Source organism: Arthrobacter sp. fls2-241-R2A-200, assembly GCF_030209745.1.
Lineage (GTDB): Bacteria > Actinomycetota > Actinomycetes > Actinomycetales > Micrococcaceae > Arthrobacter.
Genome location: NZ_JARVRJ010000003.1, coordinates 123,301 through 140,234 on the forward strand (window position 1 = coordinate 123,301; position 16,934 = coordinate 140,234).

16 protein-coding genes are annotated in these 16,934 nt (G+C 63.4%); 10 read left to right on the forward strand and 6 right to left on the reverse strand.

Going from position 1 to position 16,934, the window contains the following annotated elements; genetic code table 11:
- Positions 1–69 precede the first annotated feature (69 nt).
- Entirely contained in the window at positions 70–1,011 is a 942-nt protein-coding gene (locus tag QRN42_RS03760) for an NAD-dependent epimerase/dehydratase family protein (protein ID WP_284978152.1), read from the forward strand.
- A 16-nt stretch (positions 1,012–1,027) separates the two neighbouring features.
- Positions 1,028–2,272, forward strand: a complete 1,245-nt coding sequence (locus QRN42_RS03765) for a pyridoxal phosphate-dependent aminotransferase (RefSeq protein ID WP_284978153.1) — start codon at positions 1,028–1,030, stop codon at positions 2,270–2,272.
- 3 nt (positions 2,273–2,275) lie between these two features.
- On the opposite strand, the gene QRN42_RS03770 is transcribed toward QRN42_RS03765, so the two are convergent.
- Both QRN42_RS03770 and QRN42_RS03775 read right to left on the reverse strand, forming a co-directional pair.
- The gene (locus QRN42_RS03770; RefSeq protein WP_284978154.1) at positions 2,276–2,740 is read right to left on the reverse strand and encodes a hypothetical protein; all 465 of its coding nucleotides are present in this window, start codon (positions 2,738–2,740) and stop codon (positions 2,276–2,278) included.
- Between the two features lie 20 nt (positions 2,741–2,760).
- The gene (locus tag QRN42_RS03775) at positions 2,761–4,713 is read right to left on the reverse strand and encodes a primary-amine oxidase (RefSeq protein WP_284978155.1); all 1,953 of its coding nucleotides are present in this window, start codon (positions 4,711–4,713) and stop codon (positions 2,761–2,763) included.
- Positions 4,714–4,835: 122 nt separating this feature from the next.
- Between QRN42_RS03775 and QRN42_RS03780 the strand changes: the two genes are divergently transcribed.
- Positions 4,836–5,426 (forward strand): TetR/AcrR family transcriptional regulator, encoded by a 591-nt coding sequence (locus tag QRN42_RS03780; protein WP_284978156.1) that lies wholly within the window; start codon positions 4,836–4,838, stop codon positions 5,424–5,426.
- 7 nt (positions 5,427–5,433) lie between these two features.
- On the opposite strand, the gene QRN42_RS03785 is transcribed toward QRN42_RS03780, so the two are convergent.
- Positions 5,434–6,078 carry a LysE family translocator gene (locus QRN42_RS03785; RefSeq protein WP_284978157.1) on the reverse strand — a complete coding sequence of 215 codons (645 nt, stop codon included), beginning with the start codon at positions 6,076–6,078 and terminating at the stop codon, positions 5,434–5,436.
- 159 nt (positions 6,079–6,237) lie between these two features.
- Here QRN42_RS03785 and QRN42_RS03790 point away from each other — a divergent pair, with 159 nt between their 5' ends.
- Together QRN42_RS03790 and QRN42_RS03795 are read left to right on the forward strand one after the other, a co-directional pair.
- Positions 6,238–7,650 (forward strand): aldehyde dehydrogenase family protein, encoded by a 1,413-nt coding sequence (locus QRN42_RS03790; RefSeq protein WP_284978158.1) that lies wholly within the window; start codon positions 6,238–6,240, stop codon positions 7,648–7,650.
- Positions 7,651–7,806: 156 nt separating this feature from the next.
- A complete protein-coding gene (locus QRN42_RS03795) occupies positions 7,807–8,664 on the forward strand; it encodes a prephenate dehydratase (RefSeq protein WP_284978159.1) in 858 nt (285 codons plus the stop codon).
- 23 nt (positions 8,665–8,687) lie between these two features.
- Here the strand turns inward: QRN42_RS03795 and trxB are convergent, their stop codons facing one another.
- From trxB to QRN42_RS03810, 3 genes are all read right to left on the reverse strand, one after another.
- On the reverse strand, positions 8,688–9,665 hold the full coding sequence (trxB, locus tag QRN42_RS03800) for a thioredoxin-disulfide reductase (RefSeq protein WP_284978239.1): 978 nt from the start codon (positions 9,663–9,665) through the stop codon (positions 8,688–8,690).
- Positions 9,666–9,740: 75 nt separating this feature from the next.
- Positions 9,741–10,313 carry a pyridoxamine 5'-phosphate oxidase family protein gene (locus QRN42_RS03805; protein WP_284978160.1) on the reverse strand — a complete coding sequence of 191 codons (573 nt, stop codon included), beginning with the start codon at positions 10,311–10,313 and terminating at the stop codon, positions 9,741–9,743.
- Between the two features lie 43 nt (positions 10,314–10,356).
- Positions 10,357–12,525, reverse strand: coding sequence for an MMPL family transporter (locus tag QRN42_RS03810; protein ID WP_284978162.1), 2,169 nt, complete (start codon positions 12,523–12,525; stop codon positions 10,357–10,359).
- A 201-nt stretch (positions 12,526–12,726) separates the two neighbouring features.
- Between QRN42_RS03810 and QRN42_RS03815 the strand changes: the two genes are divergently transcribed.
- The 5 genes from QRN42_RS03815 (at position 12,727) to QRN42_RS03835 (ending at position 16,909) form a co-directional block, all read left to right on the forward strand.
- Positions 12,727–13,281 carry a MarR family winged helix-turn-helix transcriptional regulator gene (locus tag QRN42_RS03815; RefSeq protein ID WP_284978163.1) on the forward strand — a complete coding sequence of 185 codons (555 nt, stop codon included), beginning with the start codon at positions 12,727–12,729 and terminating at the stop codon, positions 13,279–13,281.
- Positions 13,282–13,326: 45 nt separating this feature from the next.
- On the forward strand, positions 13,327–14,145 hold the full coding sequence (locus tag QRN42_RS03820; RefSeq protein WP_284978164.1) for a methyltransferase domain-containing protein: 819 nt from the start codon (positions 13,327–13,329) through the stop codon (positions 14,143–14,145).
- 104 nt (positions 14,146–14,249) lie between these two features.
- Positions 14,250–14,609 carry a YciI family protein gene (locus QRN42_RS03825; protein ID WP_284977354.1) on the forward strand — a complete coding sequence of 120 codons (360 nt, stop codon included), beginning with the start codon at positions 14,250–14,252 and terminating at the stop codon, positions 14,607–14,609.
- A 4-nt stretch (positions 14,610–14,613) separates the two neighbouring features.
- A complete protein-coding gene (locus QRN42_RS03830) occupies positions 14,614–15,849 on the forward strand; it encodes an RNA polymerase sigma factor (RefSeq protein WP_284978165.1) in 1,236 nt (411 codons plus the stop codon).
- 76 nt (positions 15,850–15,925) lie between these two features.
- A complete protein-coding gene (locus tag QRN42_RS03835; RefSeq protein WP_284978166.1) occupies positions 15,926–16,909 on the forward strand; it encodes an aldo/keto reductase in 984 nt (327 codons plus the stop codon).
- Positions 16,910–16,934 lie beyond the last annotated feature (25 nt).

Below are 16,934 nucleotides of genomic sequence, written 5' to 3' on the forward strand. Positions count from 1 at the left end.
ACGCAGAGGCATTCTGATTTCAGAGAGCAGTGCTCTCGCTACGATCATCCCCCTTAGGAAGGCCACACCATGTACGTCGTCACCGGAGCAGGGCCAGTCGGATACACCATCGCCGAGCAGTTGGCGCAGCAAGGACATGAGGTGCGCGTGCTGACGCGCTCCGGCAGCGGACCTGATCATCCTTTGATCCAGAGGATGCGGGTAGACGTCTCCGATCCGTCACAGTTGGCACCAGCACTGGAAGGTGCCGCTGCCGTGTTTCACTGCATCCACGGCTCCGCCTACCGTGCCGCAGCCTGGCGTGCCGAACTCCCCCGGGCCGAACAAGTGGTGATGACGGCGGCCAAAGCTGCGGGCGCCGTCGTCGTTTTCCCCGAAAGCCTGTACTCGTATAGCGAGCCTGATCACGTGATGAAGGAGGCAGGCCCGCGCGAAGCAACGGGAGGCAAACGTGGCATCCGGACCGAACTGCTGAAAGCGCGCGAAGCGCACGCTGCGGATACTGTGAGCGTAGTGGCGGGTGACTTCTTTGGGCCGTACGTGAGGATGGCCCATGCCGGCGAGCGCATGGTGCCGTTGGTCTTGAGGGGAAAGACCGTCCAAGTGCTGGCCAATGCAGACCAACCTCACTCGTTCACCTATGTCCCTGACTTGGCTGCCGCCATGATCGCCGCAGCTCAACGGCCAGGGCTCTGGAACTCGGTGCTTCATGCGCCTACCGGGCCCGCGGTGACCCAACGCGAAATGGCTGCGGCGTACGCGCAAGCAGCCGGCGTGTCCGCGCCGAAGGTTTCCGCGGTGCCGGCTTGGGCACTGCGGGGGCTCGGCCTCTTCTCCACCGACATGCGGGAACTCGCTGAGATGCTCTATCAGTTCGAGCGCCCGTTCGTCATGGATTCCACCGAAAGCCAGCAGCTCCTGGGTCAGGAACCTACCCCGCTGACGGAAGCGGCCGCTGTCACTGTGGCGTGGTGGGAGGAAACGTTGGAGCGTTTTCCTGCCGAGCGCTGACATGAAATGATCAACCATGCGTCCGATGCAGCACTCCAGCAAACTCCAGAACGTCCGCTATGAACTCCGTGGGCCCATCCTCCAAGCGGCGAAGGCCATGGAGGCCGAGGGGCACCGCATCCTCAAGATGAACCTCGGGGACACTGCTCCCTTCGGGTTGGAGGCGCCGGAGTCGGTGGTGGTGGACATGATCCATCACCTTCGCGGCGCACAGGGGTACAGCGATTCGAAGGGTATCTTTTCTGCCCGCACCGCGATTTCCCAGTACTACCAAACACGCGGACTCATGAGCATCGGCGTCGAAGACGTGTTTGTGGGCAATGGGGTCAGCGAACTGATTTCCATGACCCTCCAGGCCTTCATGGAGAACGGGGACGAAATCCTCATCCCCGCCCCGGACTATCCCCTCTGGACAGCTGCGGTGACGCTCACCGGCGGGCAGCCCGTGCACTACCTCTGTGATGAGGAGCAGAACTGGTGGCCGGACATGGCCGACGTCGAAGCGAAAATCACCCCGCGTACCCGCGGCATCGTGATCATCAACCCAAACAATCCCACCGGCGCCGTGTACCCGCAGCACATCCTGGAGCAGTTCGCCGCCCTTGCACGGAAGCACGATCTGGTCCTGTTCTCCGATGAGATCTACGAAAAAATCCGCTACGTCGACGCACCCCATATTCACACCGCAGCCGTGGCCCCTGACGTGTGTGTACTGACATACAGTGGCCTGTCCAAGGCATACCGGATGCCCGGATACCGGGCCGGATGGGTTGCCGTGACGGGGCCATTTGCTGCTACGGCTGCCTACCGGGAGTCCTTGGAGTTGCTGGCTTCGCTGAGGTTGTGCGCCAACGTCCCGGCCCAGCATGCCATCCAGACGTGCCTTGGTGGTTACCAAAGCATCGAGGCCCTCATCCGTCCCGGTGGCCGCCTACGCGAGCAACGGGATCTGGCGTGGAAGTTGCTGACCGCCATCCCGGGCGTTTCTTGCGTGCCGGCGGCGGGGGCAATGTACCTGTTCCCCAAGTTGGACCCGGAGATCTACCCGATCGAGAGCGATGAGAAGTTCGTCCTTCAACTCCTGCAGGAACAGAAAATCCTGGTCTCCCATGGCACTGCGTTCAACTGGCCCACGCCCGACCACTTCAGGTTCGTGATCCTGCCCGCCGTGGGCGACATCGAGGAGGCCGTGCGCAGGATCGACCACTTCTTGGCGGCGTACCGCAGCCGGTCCAAAGAGGCTGCTGCCGTCGCGTCCTGACCCTCAGGAAACCGCGATGGCCTTTGCCGTTCGGCGCCGAAGGCGGGCTACCAGGGTGGCGGCGAGCAACGCCGTCGTGATTTCCACGCCGATCACCAGCAGCAGCCCAGCGGCATCTGCGGTATCCGAGGTGCCGCCAGTACCGGTAAAGGTCGACGCCGGCCTTCCGCCGTGGACGTGTCCGCCGCCGGCGGCGCCCAGAAGCAGGAACGCATGAAGCCCCACCATGACGACGGCGGCGGCGGTCACCTGGTGCAGGGCGCCGACCCGGCAGTGCCGCCAAATATGGACCGCGCAAGGGATGCACACAGCTGCCAATCCGACCATAAGAAGGGCCAACCATGCGTCGTGGTGGCCGGAGGCAGCGAGCCATAGGTGCACCATGCATGAAACGACGGTGAGCGCCGCACAGATCCGGGTGTGCAGGACGGGTCCGGCTGAACGGACCCGCCCTGCGAACGCTGTCATCCTGTCATTCCATGGTCGCGTCAGTGACAGTGGCCCGCGGCACCGGAGCCGGCAGCGTCACCGGAACCCGCAGCGTTGTGGCAACTTGCCGATGGGTTGGCTGGGACGTCCAAGACGGGGCTGCGATCGAAAAAACCTTCCGGGCGTAGCCTGAAGCCCACGGTGTCAACGGGCATGATCGGCCAGTCCTCCACGCGCGGGAAGTGGGTCAGGCCGAACGTATGCCACACCACGATGTCCTGGCCGTCGATGTCGCGATCCTGCGCGACGTAGGCCGGCAGGCCCGCGCCACCGGCGTGCTGGTTCACGAAGTCCCCGGTGGGGTACCGTTCCCCGTCCGCATACCGGGTGACCCACAGATCCTTGGTTGCGAAAGCCGCGCGCTTGGCTATGGAAGAACCGGGATCGGCCAAGAGCGTGGGTTGGTTATGGGCGTGGAGCTTGTACCCAACCGGTTCGCCCAAACGATTCCGGGATTCCGGGTTGGAGATGATCCACGTTCGGCCCACACGCGCATCCGCTTCGCGGACGGCCTCCGATTCCCGGGCCAGGACAGTGCGCTTGCGGGAAAAGGCATTGCCGCGCTTGTTGCCCGGCCCCATTGCCTGGCGGACCACATCTTCTTCCTCCACCCGGTTGGTAAACCCGTCAATCGCCATGTCCAAGCGTGCACTGAACAAGTGCTGGTGGAACGGGGCACCCAAGCCGGGGGCCAGCTGGGAGATGTTGTCGGAGCCGCCTTCGGGGAACGCGGATGTGAACACAACGCCGGTGGCTTTGGCTTCGAATTCGATGGTCCCGTCCAGGTACAGGTACCAGTAGAAGCCGTAGTCATAGTTGCCGATGGTGGTGAAGAAGGAGATCACCAGGCGGCGGTTACGGCGGGTGTAGTTGATGCCGCTCCAGAGGTCGGAGTGCTTGGAGAGGATGCCCCAGTCTTCCTCGTGCATGCAGATGCCGTTACGGATCTCGCGCGGATTACCGAATGCATCGCTGATGACCGGGCTCAGGTAGGTGATGTCCCCCAGGCAGTCGCAGCCCAATTCAAGGGAATTGGCGTACTGCCCCACCAGATATTCTCCGGTATCGAAGTAGTTCTGCCAGGACCTGATCGGTGAGGGATCGCCGTACGGGACCACCATTTCGGCGATCGAAGCACGGTTGATGATGGGGCGGAGCCGCTCGCCGTCCCGGAAAGCAAGGTTGTGGAGGACAACTCCTTCGCGCACGTCGAAGCCGACATCCACGCTCCACTTTTCCCACTCCACATGGTTCCCGCCGGTCACGGTGAAGCTCGGACCTTCGGGCTGGGTGATGCTGATCGGCTTCTGCGATTCCCGCAGCGGGCCGGTCAATTCCGGATCCGTGTAGTTGCCGTGTTCCGCGGGGATCGGCATCACCTCGAGGTCAATGACCTGGGTGACTACCTTCCCGACCACATCCACGTACGCCACCAACCCATCCACCGGATGCGCCCAAGCACTGTCTTCCGGGAAATCCTGTACAAAAGCCAGCCCCCGCAGGATCCGGCGGCCCCGCTCATCGTCGTACTCAAAGACGCCGGCCGAGAGGGGTGCTACCCGGACCTTTTCCACGTCCAGCCCACGCGCATCCAAAGCCGCCAACCAGCGCTCATCGGTAGCTAACAACGTTTCAACCACCTCGAACTCCTCCTCAAGCACGGGAAGCTCGCCGGAGACCTTGGTGTCCAGCTCAAGGGAGGACAGGACCTCTCCGCTGGTGACCGAAACCAGCACATCCGTAGGAGCACCGCCGGAGATGTCGTGGATGAAGACACGGAACCGCCGGTCTTCGACCGAAGATCCGCGCGAAGGATCCACCAAACCCAAGTAAGCGATCCGCTTTTCGGGGCCCAGGTGACCCGCGGTTTGCAGGATGGCCTGGACCTGGGAGATCTCGGCTCCCGTGGCCAGGCTGTACTGGCTTGCTGTCTCTGTGGTGGTGGGCGTCATGGTGGCCTCTTTTCCCGCGACCGCGAAGGGTCTGGATTTATTTTCTATTGCTGTAGAGAATAACCAAAACGTAAGATGAGTCACAAGACCTGTCCGCCGATTTTTTCCTGGAGCCCTATACCGTGCCAAAGATTGTCGACCACGATCAACGACGCCTGGAACTGGTCGATGCCACATGGCGGATCATCGCAAGACTCGGCATCGAGGGCGCCACCCTGCGGGAAATCGCGGAGGAGGCAGGGTTCGCCAATGGAGCCTTGAAGCCCTACTTCCCCACCAAGGACCAGCTGCTGACCTCCGCATTCGGGCACGTTTTCAACCGGACCAACCAGCGCATCGCCACCGTCACGGAGGGTCTTTCAGGGGTCGCAGCCTTGCGGGCGTTCTGCTCGGAGGTGCTTCCGCTGGACGAAGAACGCGTCAACGAGGCACGCATTGTGATCCCGTTCTGGCAAAAGGCGCTCAATGATCCGGACATGGCCGCCCTGCATAGCCAGTCCATGCGGCTGTGGCACGGCACCATTGCCGGCCATGCCGCAGCAGCCCGGGCAGCCGGAGAGATCGCCACCCCGGTGGGGGACGCCGCCGTCGCCGACCACCTGCTGAACATGATGCTGGGCGCACAAATCGTCGCCGCGCTGTCCCCGGACGAGCACTTTTCGCGGGATTTGGCAGGCCAGCTGGATAACTACCTCAGGCTGCTGGCGGCTTAGGGAGTAGCTAGCTCGCGGCGCCGGAAGCAACCACTCCCACGCCAAGTCCGGCAATGATGCCACTGCTGGTGCGCTCGACGGCGGTACTCACCTTGGGACGCTTCAGCCAGCGCATCGCCTTGAAAGCGATAACGGCGACCATCGTGAGATAGGCAAAGGCCACCACGGCCTCAACCGCTCCCAGCATGAGTGAGTTCACAAAAGTGTTGCCACCGTGGGGAACGAACTGGGGAACCACCGCCAAGTAGAACAGGCCGACCTTCGGGTTGAGCAACGTTGAGAACGCTCCTGCGCCGAAGGCAGACAGCCGACTGTAAGCGAGGGGCGCATCTTTGCCGGAGTCCTCACTGCCTACCGCCTTTGCCGCCCTGCGGGTTTTGATCAAGGAGGACAGGCCCAGGTACAGCAAATAGAGGCCGCCTGCGATCTTGACCCAACGGAAAAGCTCCGCCGACTGCTCCAGGACAGCTGCCAAGCCCAGGCCCACCAAGGCCGCCCATACAATGGCCGCACCGGCCGAGCCCGCTGCCGCCGCAACCCCCGCGCTTGGTCTGTTCAACGCGATACGCAGCACAAGGAATGTGTCCGGCCCGGGCGTCACCGAGAGGACCAGGCAGAGGCCGGCGAAGGCTGCAAGGGAGGCAAGAGTCACAGGGTCGATTATGCGGCAGGACCGCCGGGGAAGAAACCCTTCGCTTCCGGTCAAGGGCTGTTCGTTCAACGACAAGCTTCTCCGCGTGATGCCGACCACACTTGAAACATCGCCGCGCGCCTGACTGGCCGCCAAGACTCACTACCGAGCGGAGTTCCCATGGAGACTTACGACGCCCTGCTGGCCTCGATCACCCCAGCAACCGACCAGAACAGCCGCACCATCTTTGACCCTGCCACTGGCGAGGCTGTTGGCGAAGCACCCGTACACACCGTCGAGGACCTTCAAACTGCCATCGACGCCGCCATTGCAGCGCAACCTGCATGGGCTGCCTTGGGCCACGACGCCAGATCCGCCGCGCTGATGAAGGCTGCCGACGCCGTCGAACGTTCCGCGGAGGAACTGGCCCACCTGCTCTCGCGCGAACAAGGCAAACCCCTCAACGGCCCCAACGCCCGCTTCGAAGTGGGCGCGTGCGCAGCGTGGCTCCGCGCCACAGCCGCCACGGCCTTGGATCCCGAAACCGTGGTGGACGACGGCGAAACCCGCGCCGAACTGCAGTACCGGCCCATCGGCGTTGTCGGCGCGATCGGGCCGTGGAACTGGCCCATGATGATCACCGTTTGGCAGATCGCCCCGGCATTGCGCATGGGCAACGCCGTGGTGGTCAAGCCGTCCGAATACACTCCCCTGTCCGTGCTCGCACTCGCCGCGATCATCAACCAAGAGTTGCCTGAAGGCCTGCTGACCGTGGTGTCCGGCGGCCGCGACGTCGGTGAAGCACTGGCCTCCCACGACGCGATCGGCAAGGTCATGTTCACGGGTTCAACTGCCACGGGCAAGGCGATCATCCGGTCCTCGGCGGACACCGTCAAACGCCTCACCCTGGAGCTCGGCGGCAACGACGCCGGCATCGTCCTGCCCGACTCCGACCCCAAAGCCATTGCCGAGGGGTTGTTCTGGGGAGCGTTCATCAACACGGGCCAAACCTGCGCTGCACTCAAACGCCTCTACGTCCACGAGTCCCAATACGACGCCGTATGCACCGAACTCGCCGCTGTCGCCGCTGCGATGCCGATGGGCAACGGCTTGGATGAAGCGAACGTTCTTGGTCCGTTGCAGAACCGTCAGCAGTACGAGATCGTCGCCCGGCTGGTTGAGGCGGCCCGCGACTCCGGCGCCAGGATCCTCATGGGCGGCAACCCGGACGCCGATCAGCCCGGCAACTTCTACCCCACCACGCTGGTGGCGGACATCGACAACGACAACCCGTTGGTGGCCGAGGAACAGTTCGGGCCGGCCCTGCCGATCATCAAGTACAGCACCGTTGACGAGGCCGTCGCCAAAGCCAACGCGCTCGACGTCGGACTCGGCGCCTCGGTCTGGTCCTCCGACCTGAACGCCGCCCGCGACGTCGCTTCCCGCATCCAGGCCGGGACCGTGTGGATCAACAAGCATGGCGCCGTGGACCCGCGCATTCCCTTCGGCGGCGCCAAGCAGTCCGGCTACGGACTGGAGTTCGGCGCCGAAGGCCTCAAGGCCCTCGGCGTCCCACAGATCATCAATGGCTGATTCAGTAGTCTTCGCACCCAACTACGGGACAGATAACGTCGCAATGAGCCCTCATAGCGGCGTTATCTGTCCCCTAGTTGGGCGATCTGCGCCGAGGGGGGTCATAGGGTGGACGCGTTTGGGTTGCCGCGCACACGCCGTGAAATTATGAGCAGCATGTCCCAGAAGATTGCGTACCAAGGCGAGCCGGGAGCCAATTCGGATCTCGCGTGCAAGGAGATGTTCCCCGAACTCGAAAGCGTGCCTTGCGCAAGCTTTGAGGACGCGTTCGAACTCGTCTCCACCGGCGATGTGGATCTGGCGATGATCCCCATTGAGAACTCAATCGCGGGCCGGGTTGCGGACATCCACGTCCTGCTGCCGAAGTCCAAGCTGCAGATCGTCGGCGAGTACTTCCTGCCCATCCGCTTTGACCTTCTGGGGATCCCGGGAAGCACCATCGAGGGTGCCACGGAAGTGCACAGCCACATTCACGCCCTCGGCCAGTGCCGCAGGATCATCCGCGAGGCCGGGCTCAAGCCCGTCATCGCAGGGGACACGGCAGGCTCGGCCCGAGAGGTGCGGGACTGGAACGACCCCCGCAAGCTATCCCTGGCTCCGCCGCTTGCAGCAGGACTTTACGGGCTCGACGTCCTGGCGTCCGGCGTCGAGGATGACCCGAGCAACACCACGCGGTTCGTGGTGTTGGCCCGGGAACGGGAGCTTCCCACCAAGGAGGAGCTCCCGGGCCCGGCCATCACCACGTTCGTGTTCCGGGTACGCAACGTCCCCTCGGCCTTGTACAAAGCACTCGGTGGCTTTGCGACCAACGGCCTGAACATGACGCGGCTGGAAAGCTACATGGTGGGCGACGAGTTTGCGGCCACCATGTTCATCTCCGATGTCGAAGGCCACCCCGAGGAACCGCGCCTCCGGCGGGCGTTGGAAGAGCTCGAATTCTTCACCACCGAGGTCCGTGTTCTGGGAGTCTATGCGGCGGACAGCTTCCGTGAACGGAACACCGTCAGCGCCTGAACATTGCCGCCGGGCTGCCGGCTTCAAAAGTGGGTGGGTTCCTCCACCAACGCCGTGGCGATGCTGTCGGCGTCGTCGAGCGCTGCCAAGTAGCGTTCGGCGTCAAGGGCTGCGGCGCAACCGCTGCCCGCGGCAGTGATCGCCTGGCGGTAGCGGTGGTCGACGGCGTCTCCGCAGGCGAAAACGCCGCTCAGGTTGGTGAGCGTGGTGGGCGACTCGACCTTGATGTAACCCTCGGCATCCAGCTCCACTTGGCCTGCCAGCAGCTCAGTGCGCGGCACGTGGCCGATAGCCACGAAGATCCCGGTGGCGGCCTGCTCGCGGGTTTCACCTGTACGGGTGTCCTGCAGCGTGACGCCTGTGACCTTCGCGTCTCCATGAATCGCCGTAATGGTTGAGTTCCAAGCGAAGCTGATCTTGGGGTTGTCCTTGGCGCGCTGGGCCATGATCCGCGATGCCCGCAGCTCGCCCTTTCGGACCACTACGGTCACTGACTTCCCGAAACGGGTCAGGAACGTTGCCTCCTCCATGGCCGAGTCCCCACCACCAACAACGATGATGTCCTGCTCACGGAAGAAAAAGCCATCGCAGGTGGCGCACCATGACACCCCGTGTCCGCTGAGCTTCTTCTCCTCGGGCAGGCCCAGCTCCTTGTACGCGGAACCGGTCGCAAGAATCACCGCAGTTGCCTCGTGAGTCTCGCCGGCGCCGGTGACCACGCGCTTGAGGTGGCCCTTGAGATCCACCTCAGTGACGTCGTCGAACACTATCCGGGCGCCGAACTTTTCCGCCTGCTCCTGGAGCCCGTCCATCAGCTCAGGGCCTTGGATTCCAGCTGGGAAGCCAGGGAAGTTTTCGACGTCGGTGGTGTTCATCAGCGCGCCACCGGCAGTGACCGAGCCGGCCAAAACCAAGGGGTGCAACCCGGCCCTGGCGGCATAGATCGCGGCCGTGTAGCCGGCAGGACCGGACCCGATGATGATCAGTTGTTCGCTATCCACTGCGCTCATGGCGCTCCCGTTCGCTGGCCTGGCCTATCAACACCCGTCGATGCACCGAGTATAGCGGCCGCCTTCTCACGCCTTCCCTGTTTGCATGGGGTCAAAGTCGTAAGCCGCCAGCCCGTCGATACTGACGCGGTTCTTTGCCACCCGGTACTCGACGCTACCTTGTGCTCCTTTACGGCTGAAATAGGGCCCGAGGAGTTCGCGATGGCCCTCAAAGGTCATGAGCGGCACGCCCCAGCCGCATGAATCCGAGACCCTGGTGACATCGACGACGATGACGGCGCGGGCGCCGGGTTTGTCCTCGAAGTGTGCGGCAAAGGAGTCAAAGTCGGGGTCGTACCGGCTGACCACCCGCCCTTTGCCATGGAGCCGGACAATGTTCGGTGGCCCGTCGAAAGCGCAGAACATGACGGTGATCCGGCCGTTCTCCCGGAGATGGGCGATTGTCTCGCTGCCGCTGCCGGTAACGTCGAGCCAGGCGAAGGTCTTCTCATCGAGCACTGCGAACGTGCCGGGCAATCCCCGCGGGGACACATTGACATGGGCATCGGCGGACAGCGGCGCGGTCGCGACGAAAAAGACCACCTGCCGGTTGATGAATTTCGCTATCCGCTCGTCAATTGCACCGTGTACCTTGCCCATGAAGCTACGCTCCCATGGGTTACCGGGACCGTTCAAACACGTCTCAAAACCGCGAGACAGCCCGCTCCTCCTCGGCTGCCTTTGCCAAAGGCACAGGCCGGCGGGCCAATTTCCCCGGCCACCAGATGCGGGCTCCGATGTCATACGCCAACGCCGGCACCAGAAGCGATCGGACCAGCACAGTATCCAACAGCACGCCGAAGGCCACAATGAACGCGAGTTGCACCAAGAACATGATGGGGATGACTCCAAGTGCCGCGAAGGTCGCAGCCAAAACAACACCTGCGGAGGTGATGACACCGCCGGTCACTGCCAGCCCCCGCAGGATGCCGGGCCTCGTCCCATGTTTGAGGGATTCTTCCCTGACACGGCTCATCAGGAAGATGTTGTAGTCCACCCCAAGGGCCACGAGGAACACGAAGCCGAACAGCGGCACGGTGGCATCGGCACCGGAGAACTTGAACACACCGTTGAAGACCCACGCGGAGACGCCCATAGCCGCGGCATAGGACACCACCACGGAAAGCACCAGCAACAGGGGCGCAACCACAGAGTGGAGCAGCAGCATCAGGATGAAAAAGATGACCACGAGGACGATCGGAATGATGACAGCCAAGTCATGTTGAGCCGTGGTGTTGGTGTCCAGGGCAATGGCCGTGACGCCTCCTACCAACGCCCCGGGATCCGCAACTTTGACTGCTGAACGCAGGGACTTCACGGTGTTCTCCGCGTCCACCGAGTCCGCGGCCGAATTAAGCGTCGCGTTGATCAGGACCTTGCCATCCCGGACGGCGGGTTCACTCGGCGCCCCGGGCGCCCCGGTCAGCGGAACGCTCCCCTCAGCCAACAGATACGCATCACCCACGCCCTGTGTGGCTTTCACTTTCTCAAGGACTTGCCCTGCTGCACTTTGCGAAGCGACCACGACGGCGGGGCTGCCGCTGCCGGCGTCGAAATGGCGCGCGAGTGCCTTTTGGCCATCAACGGCATCGGACGCGGAGAGGATAACATCGGTTTGCGGAACACCGTTGGCCTTCACCTGGAGGACGCCCGTGGCTGCAACCAGCAAGATGAGCGTCGAGGCCACCCAGACAACCCGCGGACGCTTGGAGACCAACGTACCCACACCCCGCCACAGGCCCTTCTGCCCTTCAAGTCCGGTGGCAATCTCAGGTTCGCGTTCGTCGTCGGGCAGTAGCTTGGGCCGGAAAGGCCAGAAGGCCGCACGCCCCAGCAGGGCCATCAGCGCCGGCAACAGCGTCAGTGCCGCGAACAGCGCGCAGAGGATGCCGGCCGCGGCTACGGGTCCGAGCGCCTTGTTGGAGTTCAGGTCCGAGAAAAGCAAGCAGAGAAGGGCGACGATGACAGTGGCGCCCGAGGCAAGGATCGGTTCGAAGGACTTCTTCCAGGCCGTGACGACGGCGCGCGTGCGGTTGCTGGTGTGCGTGAGGGCTTCGCGGAACCTCGCCACGAACAGCAGTGCGTAGTCGGTGGCCGCGCCTATCACCAGGATGGACAAGATCCCTTGGCTCTGGCCGTTGAGCTGTATCCAGCCCATCTTGGCCATGCCGAACACCAGGAGGATGGCTGCACACAGCGCGAACATTGAGGTGAACAGAACGGCCAGGGGCAGCACCAGCGAGCGATAGACCAGCAGCAGGATCACAAAGACGGCACCCAAGGCGACCAGCAGCAGGATTCCATCGATGCCGCCAAAGGCGTTGACGAGGTCTGCGGTCAGCCCGGCTGGGCCAGTGACAAAGGCGTGGACGCCCGGAACGCCGGAGCGCACGGCATCGCGCAGTTCCTGGACGTGGGTCCGCAACTCATTGGAGGAGGACACAGGCACGATGAACTGCACCGCGTTGCCGTCCTGCGATGGAATGGGGCCGACGACGGCGCTCCCCAGCCGGAGTGCCTGAATGCCGGCTTTCAGCTTTGCCGCTTCGCCCAATTGCGGCGGGGTCAGTGCAGCATCGCTTTCAAGAATGACCACAGCAGGGATTTCTTTGGAGTCGCGAAATTTGGCCTGCCAGTCCCCGGCTTCAGTGGCTTCAGCGCCCGCCGGCAAGAACGAGGCTTGGTCGTTGGAGGAGACCTCGTCCAGGCGTCCGAACGTGGGGCCTCCAACGCCCGCAATGCCGAGCCATGTAATGACCAGGACGACGGGCAGGAGCCAACGCAACCATAAGGGGACTTTGTGCGGGTTCATGGTTCCTTCTTCATCGTGGGACGGCTGAGCTTTATTCCACTATAGATTATCTCTATCATGGAACTATTCCAAGATCTGCTTCTGGCGGTGGTGCCCGGATAGGGTTGTTGCGCAGTGCCGGGAGTAATATCCGGAAAGCAATGTCAGGAAGACGAAAGCTCATGCAGATGGGCCATGAGCAGCGCGGACAGGAGGGTGCACATGTCTGACCCGAGAGTCCCCCAGGCAGGCCCGGAACAGGGCGGCACCCAGCCAAACCCGGAACAGACCGGAACCCAGCGCCCGGAAAACGCCGCACCACAAGAGCTGGTTCGCCTGCTCCAGGACTTCACTTTGGAAGCCAACCACTATGTGGACGCAGCGGGCGGCAAGAACGACATGCACCGAACCGACCTCAACGCCTTGGCCGTGATCATTCGCCATTCCGCCGCGGGGCACGTTGTCACGCCGGGGGTCCTACGCGCCGAACTACGGCTCAGCTCCCCGGCAACGACGGCACTTGTGGACCGGCTGCACGCCTCAGGGCACGTGGTCCGCGAGCGCCTGGGTACCGATCGGCGCCAGGTGCAGTTGCGCATGACACCCAAGGCCTATCGGGACGGAAGCGCCATGTTCATGCCGTTGGCCGTTCGCATGGGCCAAGCCATGGCCGCGTACAGTCCCGAGGAACTGGACCTGGTTACCCGATTCATGACGGACATGGTGGAGGCTACGTTGGCCGCTCGGCAGGAAGCCACGCACCCGGAACCCGGCTGAGCCGCGTTCCGCTCAAATCCGTGTTGCAAGTTGTAGCGTTTCCCTATGAACGCTCAGCAGCAGCCCGAAGACGTCTATACCCATGGACACCACGAGTCGGTTGTCCGGGCCCATGCCTCGCGAACAGCCGAGAACTCGGCTGCATTCGTCATTCCCCACCTCCTTGCCGGAACGTCAGTGCTCGACGTCGGATGCGGACCAGGAAGCATCACGTGCGATTTCGCCGGGTTGGTGGCCCCCGGGCAAGTGGTTGGTCTGGACCGTTCGCCCGACGTCGTGGCCCAGGCAACCGAACTGGCCGCCGAGCGGGGGGTGGGGAACGTTGAGTTCCGCACTGGCAACATCTATGACCTGGACTTCGAGGACGAGTCTTTCGACCTCGTCCACGCCCACCAGGTCCTTCAGCACTTGACCGACCCCGTAGCCGCGCTGCGTGAGATGCGGCGCGTGGCCAAACCGGGTGCAATCGTTGCTGTCCGCGACGCTGATTTTCACGGAATGAGTTGGTACCCGGAAGTTCCAGAGCTGGATGAATGGATGTCGCTCTACCAAAAGATCGCCCGGCGTAACGGTGCAGAGCCCGACGCCGGCAGGCGCTTGGTTTCGTGGGCGCAGCAGGCCGGGTTTACCCAAGTGGCCCCCAGCAGCAGCAACTGGCTGTACGCCACAGCCCAGCAGCGGGCCTGGCAGTCACGGGTTTGGAGCGAGCGGGTGCTGCACTCCGCGTTCGCTGAGCAGGCGTTGGAGTATGGTTTGGCGAACGAGGCTGATCTTGCCCGGATTGCCGCCGGATGGCACCGCTGGGGCGCTACCTCGGACGGCTACTTCCTCATCCCCAATGGCGAAGTGATCGCACGAGCCTGAGAACCACCAAAAGAAGTTCCACCCCGCATGTAGGAATGCCGCCCGCTGTTCCGACCCATGGATGAAGGCGCCCGCACCGGAGCGTCCCTGACAAGGAGTTTGAGATGAAATACATGATCATGATGTTCGGATCCGCTGAAGGCATGATGGAGACGGCCAACCCTGAGTGGGTCCGGGAAATGATTGGATTCATGATCCAGATCGACAAGGACCTCACGGCCAGCGGGGAACTCGTCTTCAACGCAGGGCTCGCGGACGGGAGCACGGCCAAGCTCGTCAAGCAGACTCCGGACGGGGTGGTCACCACGGACGGACCCTACGCCGAGTCCAAGGAATCGCTGGTGGGCTACTGGGTGGTTGATGTGGCGAGTGAGGAACGGGCGGTGGAGATCTGCTCCAGCATCGTGAAGTACTCCCAGGTCGTAGAGCTTCGCGCCATTGCCGACGGGCCGCCGGACGTCTAGGCCTTTGACTGAATCCGTCCCGGACCGACGCATCGAGGACCTGCTGCGCACTTTGGCGCCGCAGGTCCTCGGTGTGCTGCTGCGCAAGCACGGTCAGTTCGATGCCTGCGAAGATGCCGTCCAAGAGGCGCTCCTGGACGCTGCAATCCAGTGGCCTTCAGGCCTGCCGGACAATCCGAGGGCGTGGTTGTTGACGGTCGCTTCACGGCGCCTGGTTGATGCTTGGCGTAGCGAAAGCGCCCGGCGGACTCGCGAGGAACGGGCGGCTTCAATGGAGGTGGACCCCCACGGGCGTTACGCCCCGGAAGCGGACGACACCCTCACCCTCATGTTCCTCTGCTGCCATCCAGCGCTATCGGCACCTTCACAACTCGCCTTGACCTTGCGCGCCGTCGGAGGACTCACGACGGCGGAAATCGCCTCCGCTTTCCTGGTCCCCGAAGCGACCATGGGCCAGCGCATCAGCCGGGCGAAGCAAGGGATCCAAAAGGCGGGGGCCAGGTTCCACCTGCCGCCGCCATCCGAACGCAAGGCAAGGCTCGGCGTCGTACTCCATGTGCTTTACCTCATTTTCAACGAAGGCTACGCAGCAAGTTCCGGCCCGTCGCTGCAGCGCGAGGACCTCACCGCGGAGGCGATCCGGTTATCCCGGCTGCTGGTAAACGCGGCGCCGGGTGAAGGTGAGGCTGTTGGTTTGCTGGCGCTGATGCTGCTCACGGATTCCCGTCGCGAGGCACGGACGCTCGCCGATGGGACGCCCGTGCCCCTCGCGGAACAGGACCGGCGTTTGTGGAACCATGGGCAGATCGGTGAAGGCATTGCGTTGCTGACGTCGGTGTTGGGTCGCTCCGGCCCTGGGCCCTACCAAGTGCAAGCCGCCATTGCCGCAGTCCACGCTGAAGCGGACTCGGACACCGAGACTGATTGGCCCCAGATCCTCGCCCTGTACACAGTGCTCGAAGCCATTGCACCCAGCCCTGTGGTCACACTGAATCGGGCTGTAGCCGTTGCCAAGGTGGAAGGGCCTGCTGCTGGACTTTCAGCGTTGTCCGGCCTTGACGCCGCCTTGGGCCGGACCCACCGCTTGGACGCGGTCCGGGCGCACTTGCTGGAACTGTCCGGGTCCCCCGCCGAAGCCCGGGCTGCGTATCTAGCGGCTGCGAAAAAGACCGGGAGCCTGCAGGAGCGGCGATACCTGATGGGCAAGGCGGCCGCCTTGGACGCAGCGGGGGCTTCCTGACCCGCTGTGGCGAGCATCAAAGAAGGTCGTGGCCAAGCCTTGAAATGAGGGTGCCTATGCAACATATAGTCGAGGGATGGAACAGCGCATACTTGGCAAGACCGGTCGATCCGTCTCTACCGTTGGGCTCGGGACCTGGCAACTGGGAGCAGACTGGGGCTCCGTCACCGAACAGGACGCGCACTCGGTGCTTGAGGCTTCGGTGGCTGCGGGCGTTACCTTCTTTGACACCGCAGATGTCTACGGCGAGGGGCGCAGCGAGCAGTTCATCGGACGCTTCCTGCGCGAGAATCCAAACCTGGACTTAACTGTCGCCACCAAAATGGGTCGCCGGGTGGACCAAATTCCGGAAAATTACACACTCAGCAACTTCCGTGAGTGGACCGACCGCTCGCGCAGGAACTTGCAACAGGACACCTTGGACCTGGTCCAGTTGCATTGTCCGCCCACCGCCGTTTACAGCAGGGACGAAGTGTATGACGCCCTGGACACCCTGGTCAGCGAAGGCGCCATCCGCAACTACGGCGTCAGCGTGGAGCAGACAGAGGAGGCACTGGAAGCCATCAAGCGCGGCAACACGGCCACCGTCCAGATCATCCTCAACGCGTTCCGGCTCAAGCCCCTCGACGAGGTCCTTCCGGCTGCGAAAGAGGCCGGCGTGGGCATCATCGCGCGGGTGCCCCTTGCCTCCGGGTTGCTGTCCGGGAAGTACACGCCGGACACCGAATTCCCGGCCGACGACCACCGGAACTACAACAGGGACGGCTCAGCCTTCGACGTCGGCGAGACCTTCTCCGGCGTGGACTTCGCCACTGGCGTCAAGGCCGCGCAGGAGTTCAGTGGGTTAGTGCCCGACGGCGTCAGCACCGCCCAGGCGGCACTCGCCTGGATCATCGCCCAGGACGGCGTCAGCACGGTCATTCCGGGGGCCCGTTCCGCCGTGCAGGCTGCCGCGAACGCCGAGGCCGGAGGGATGCAGTCAGTTGGTGCGGGCCTCAGCGATGGGGTCCGGGACATCTACGATCGCTACTTCCGCGAAGCGGTCCACCCGCGATGGTAGGCCGCTGCCGCCGTCGTCGTCGCCG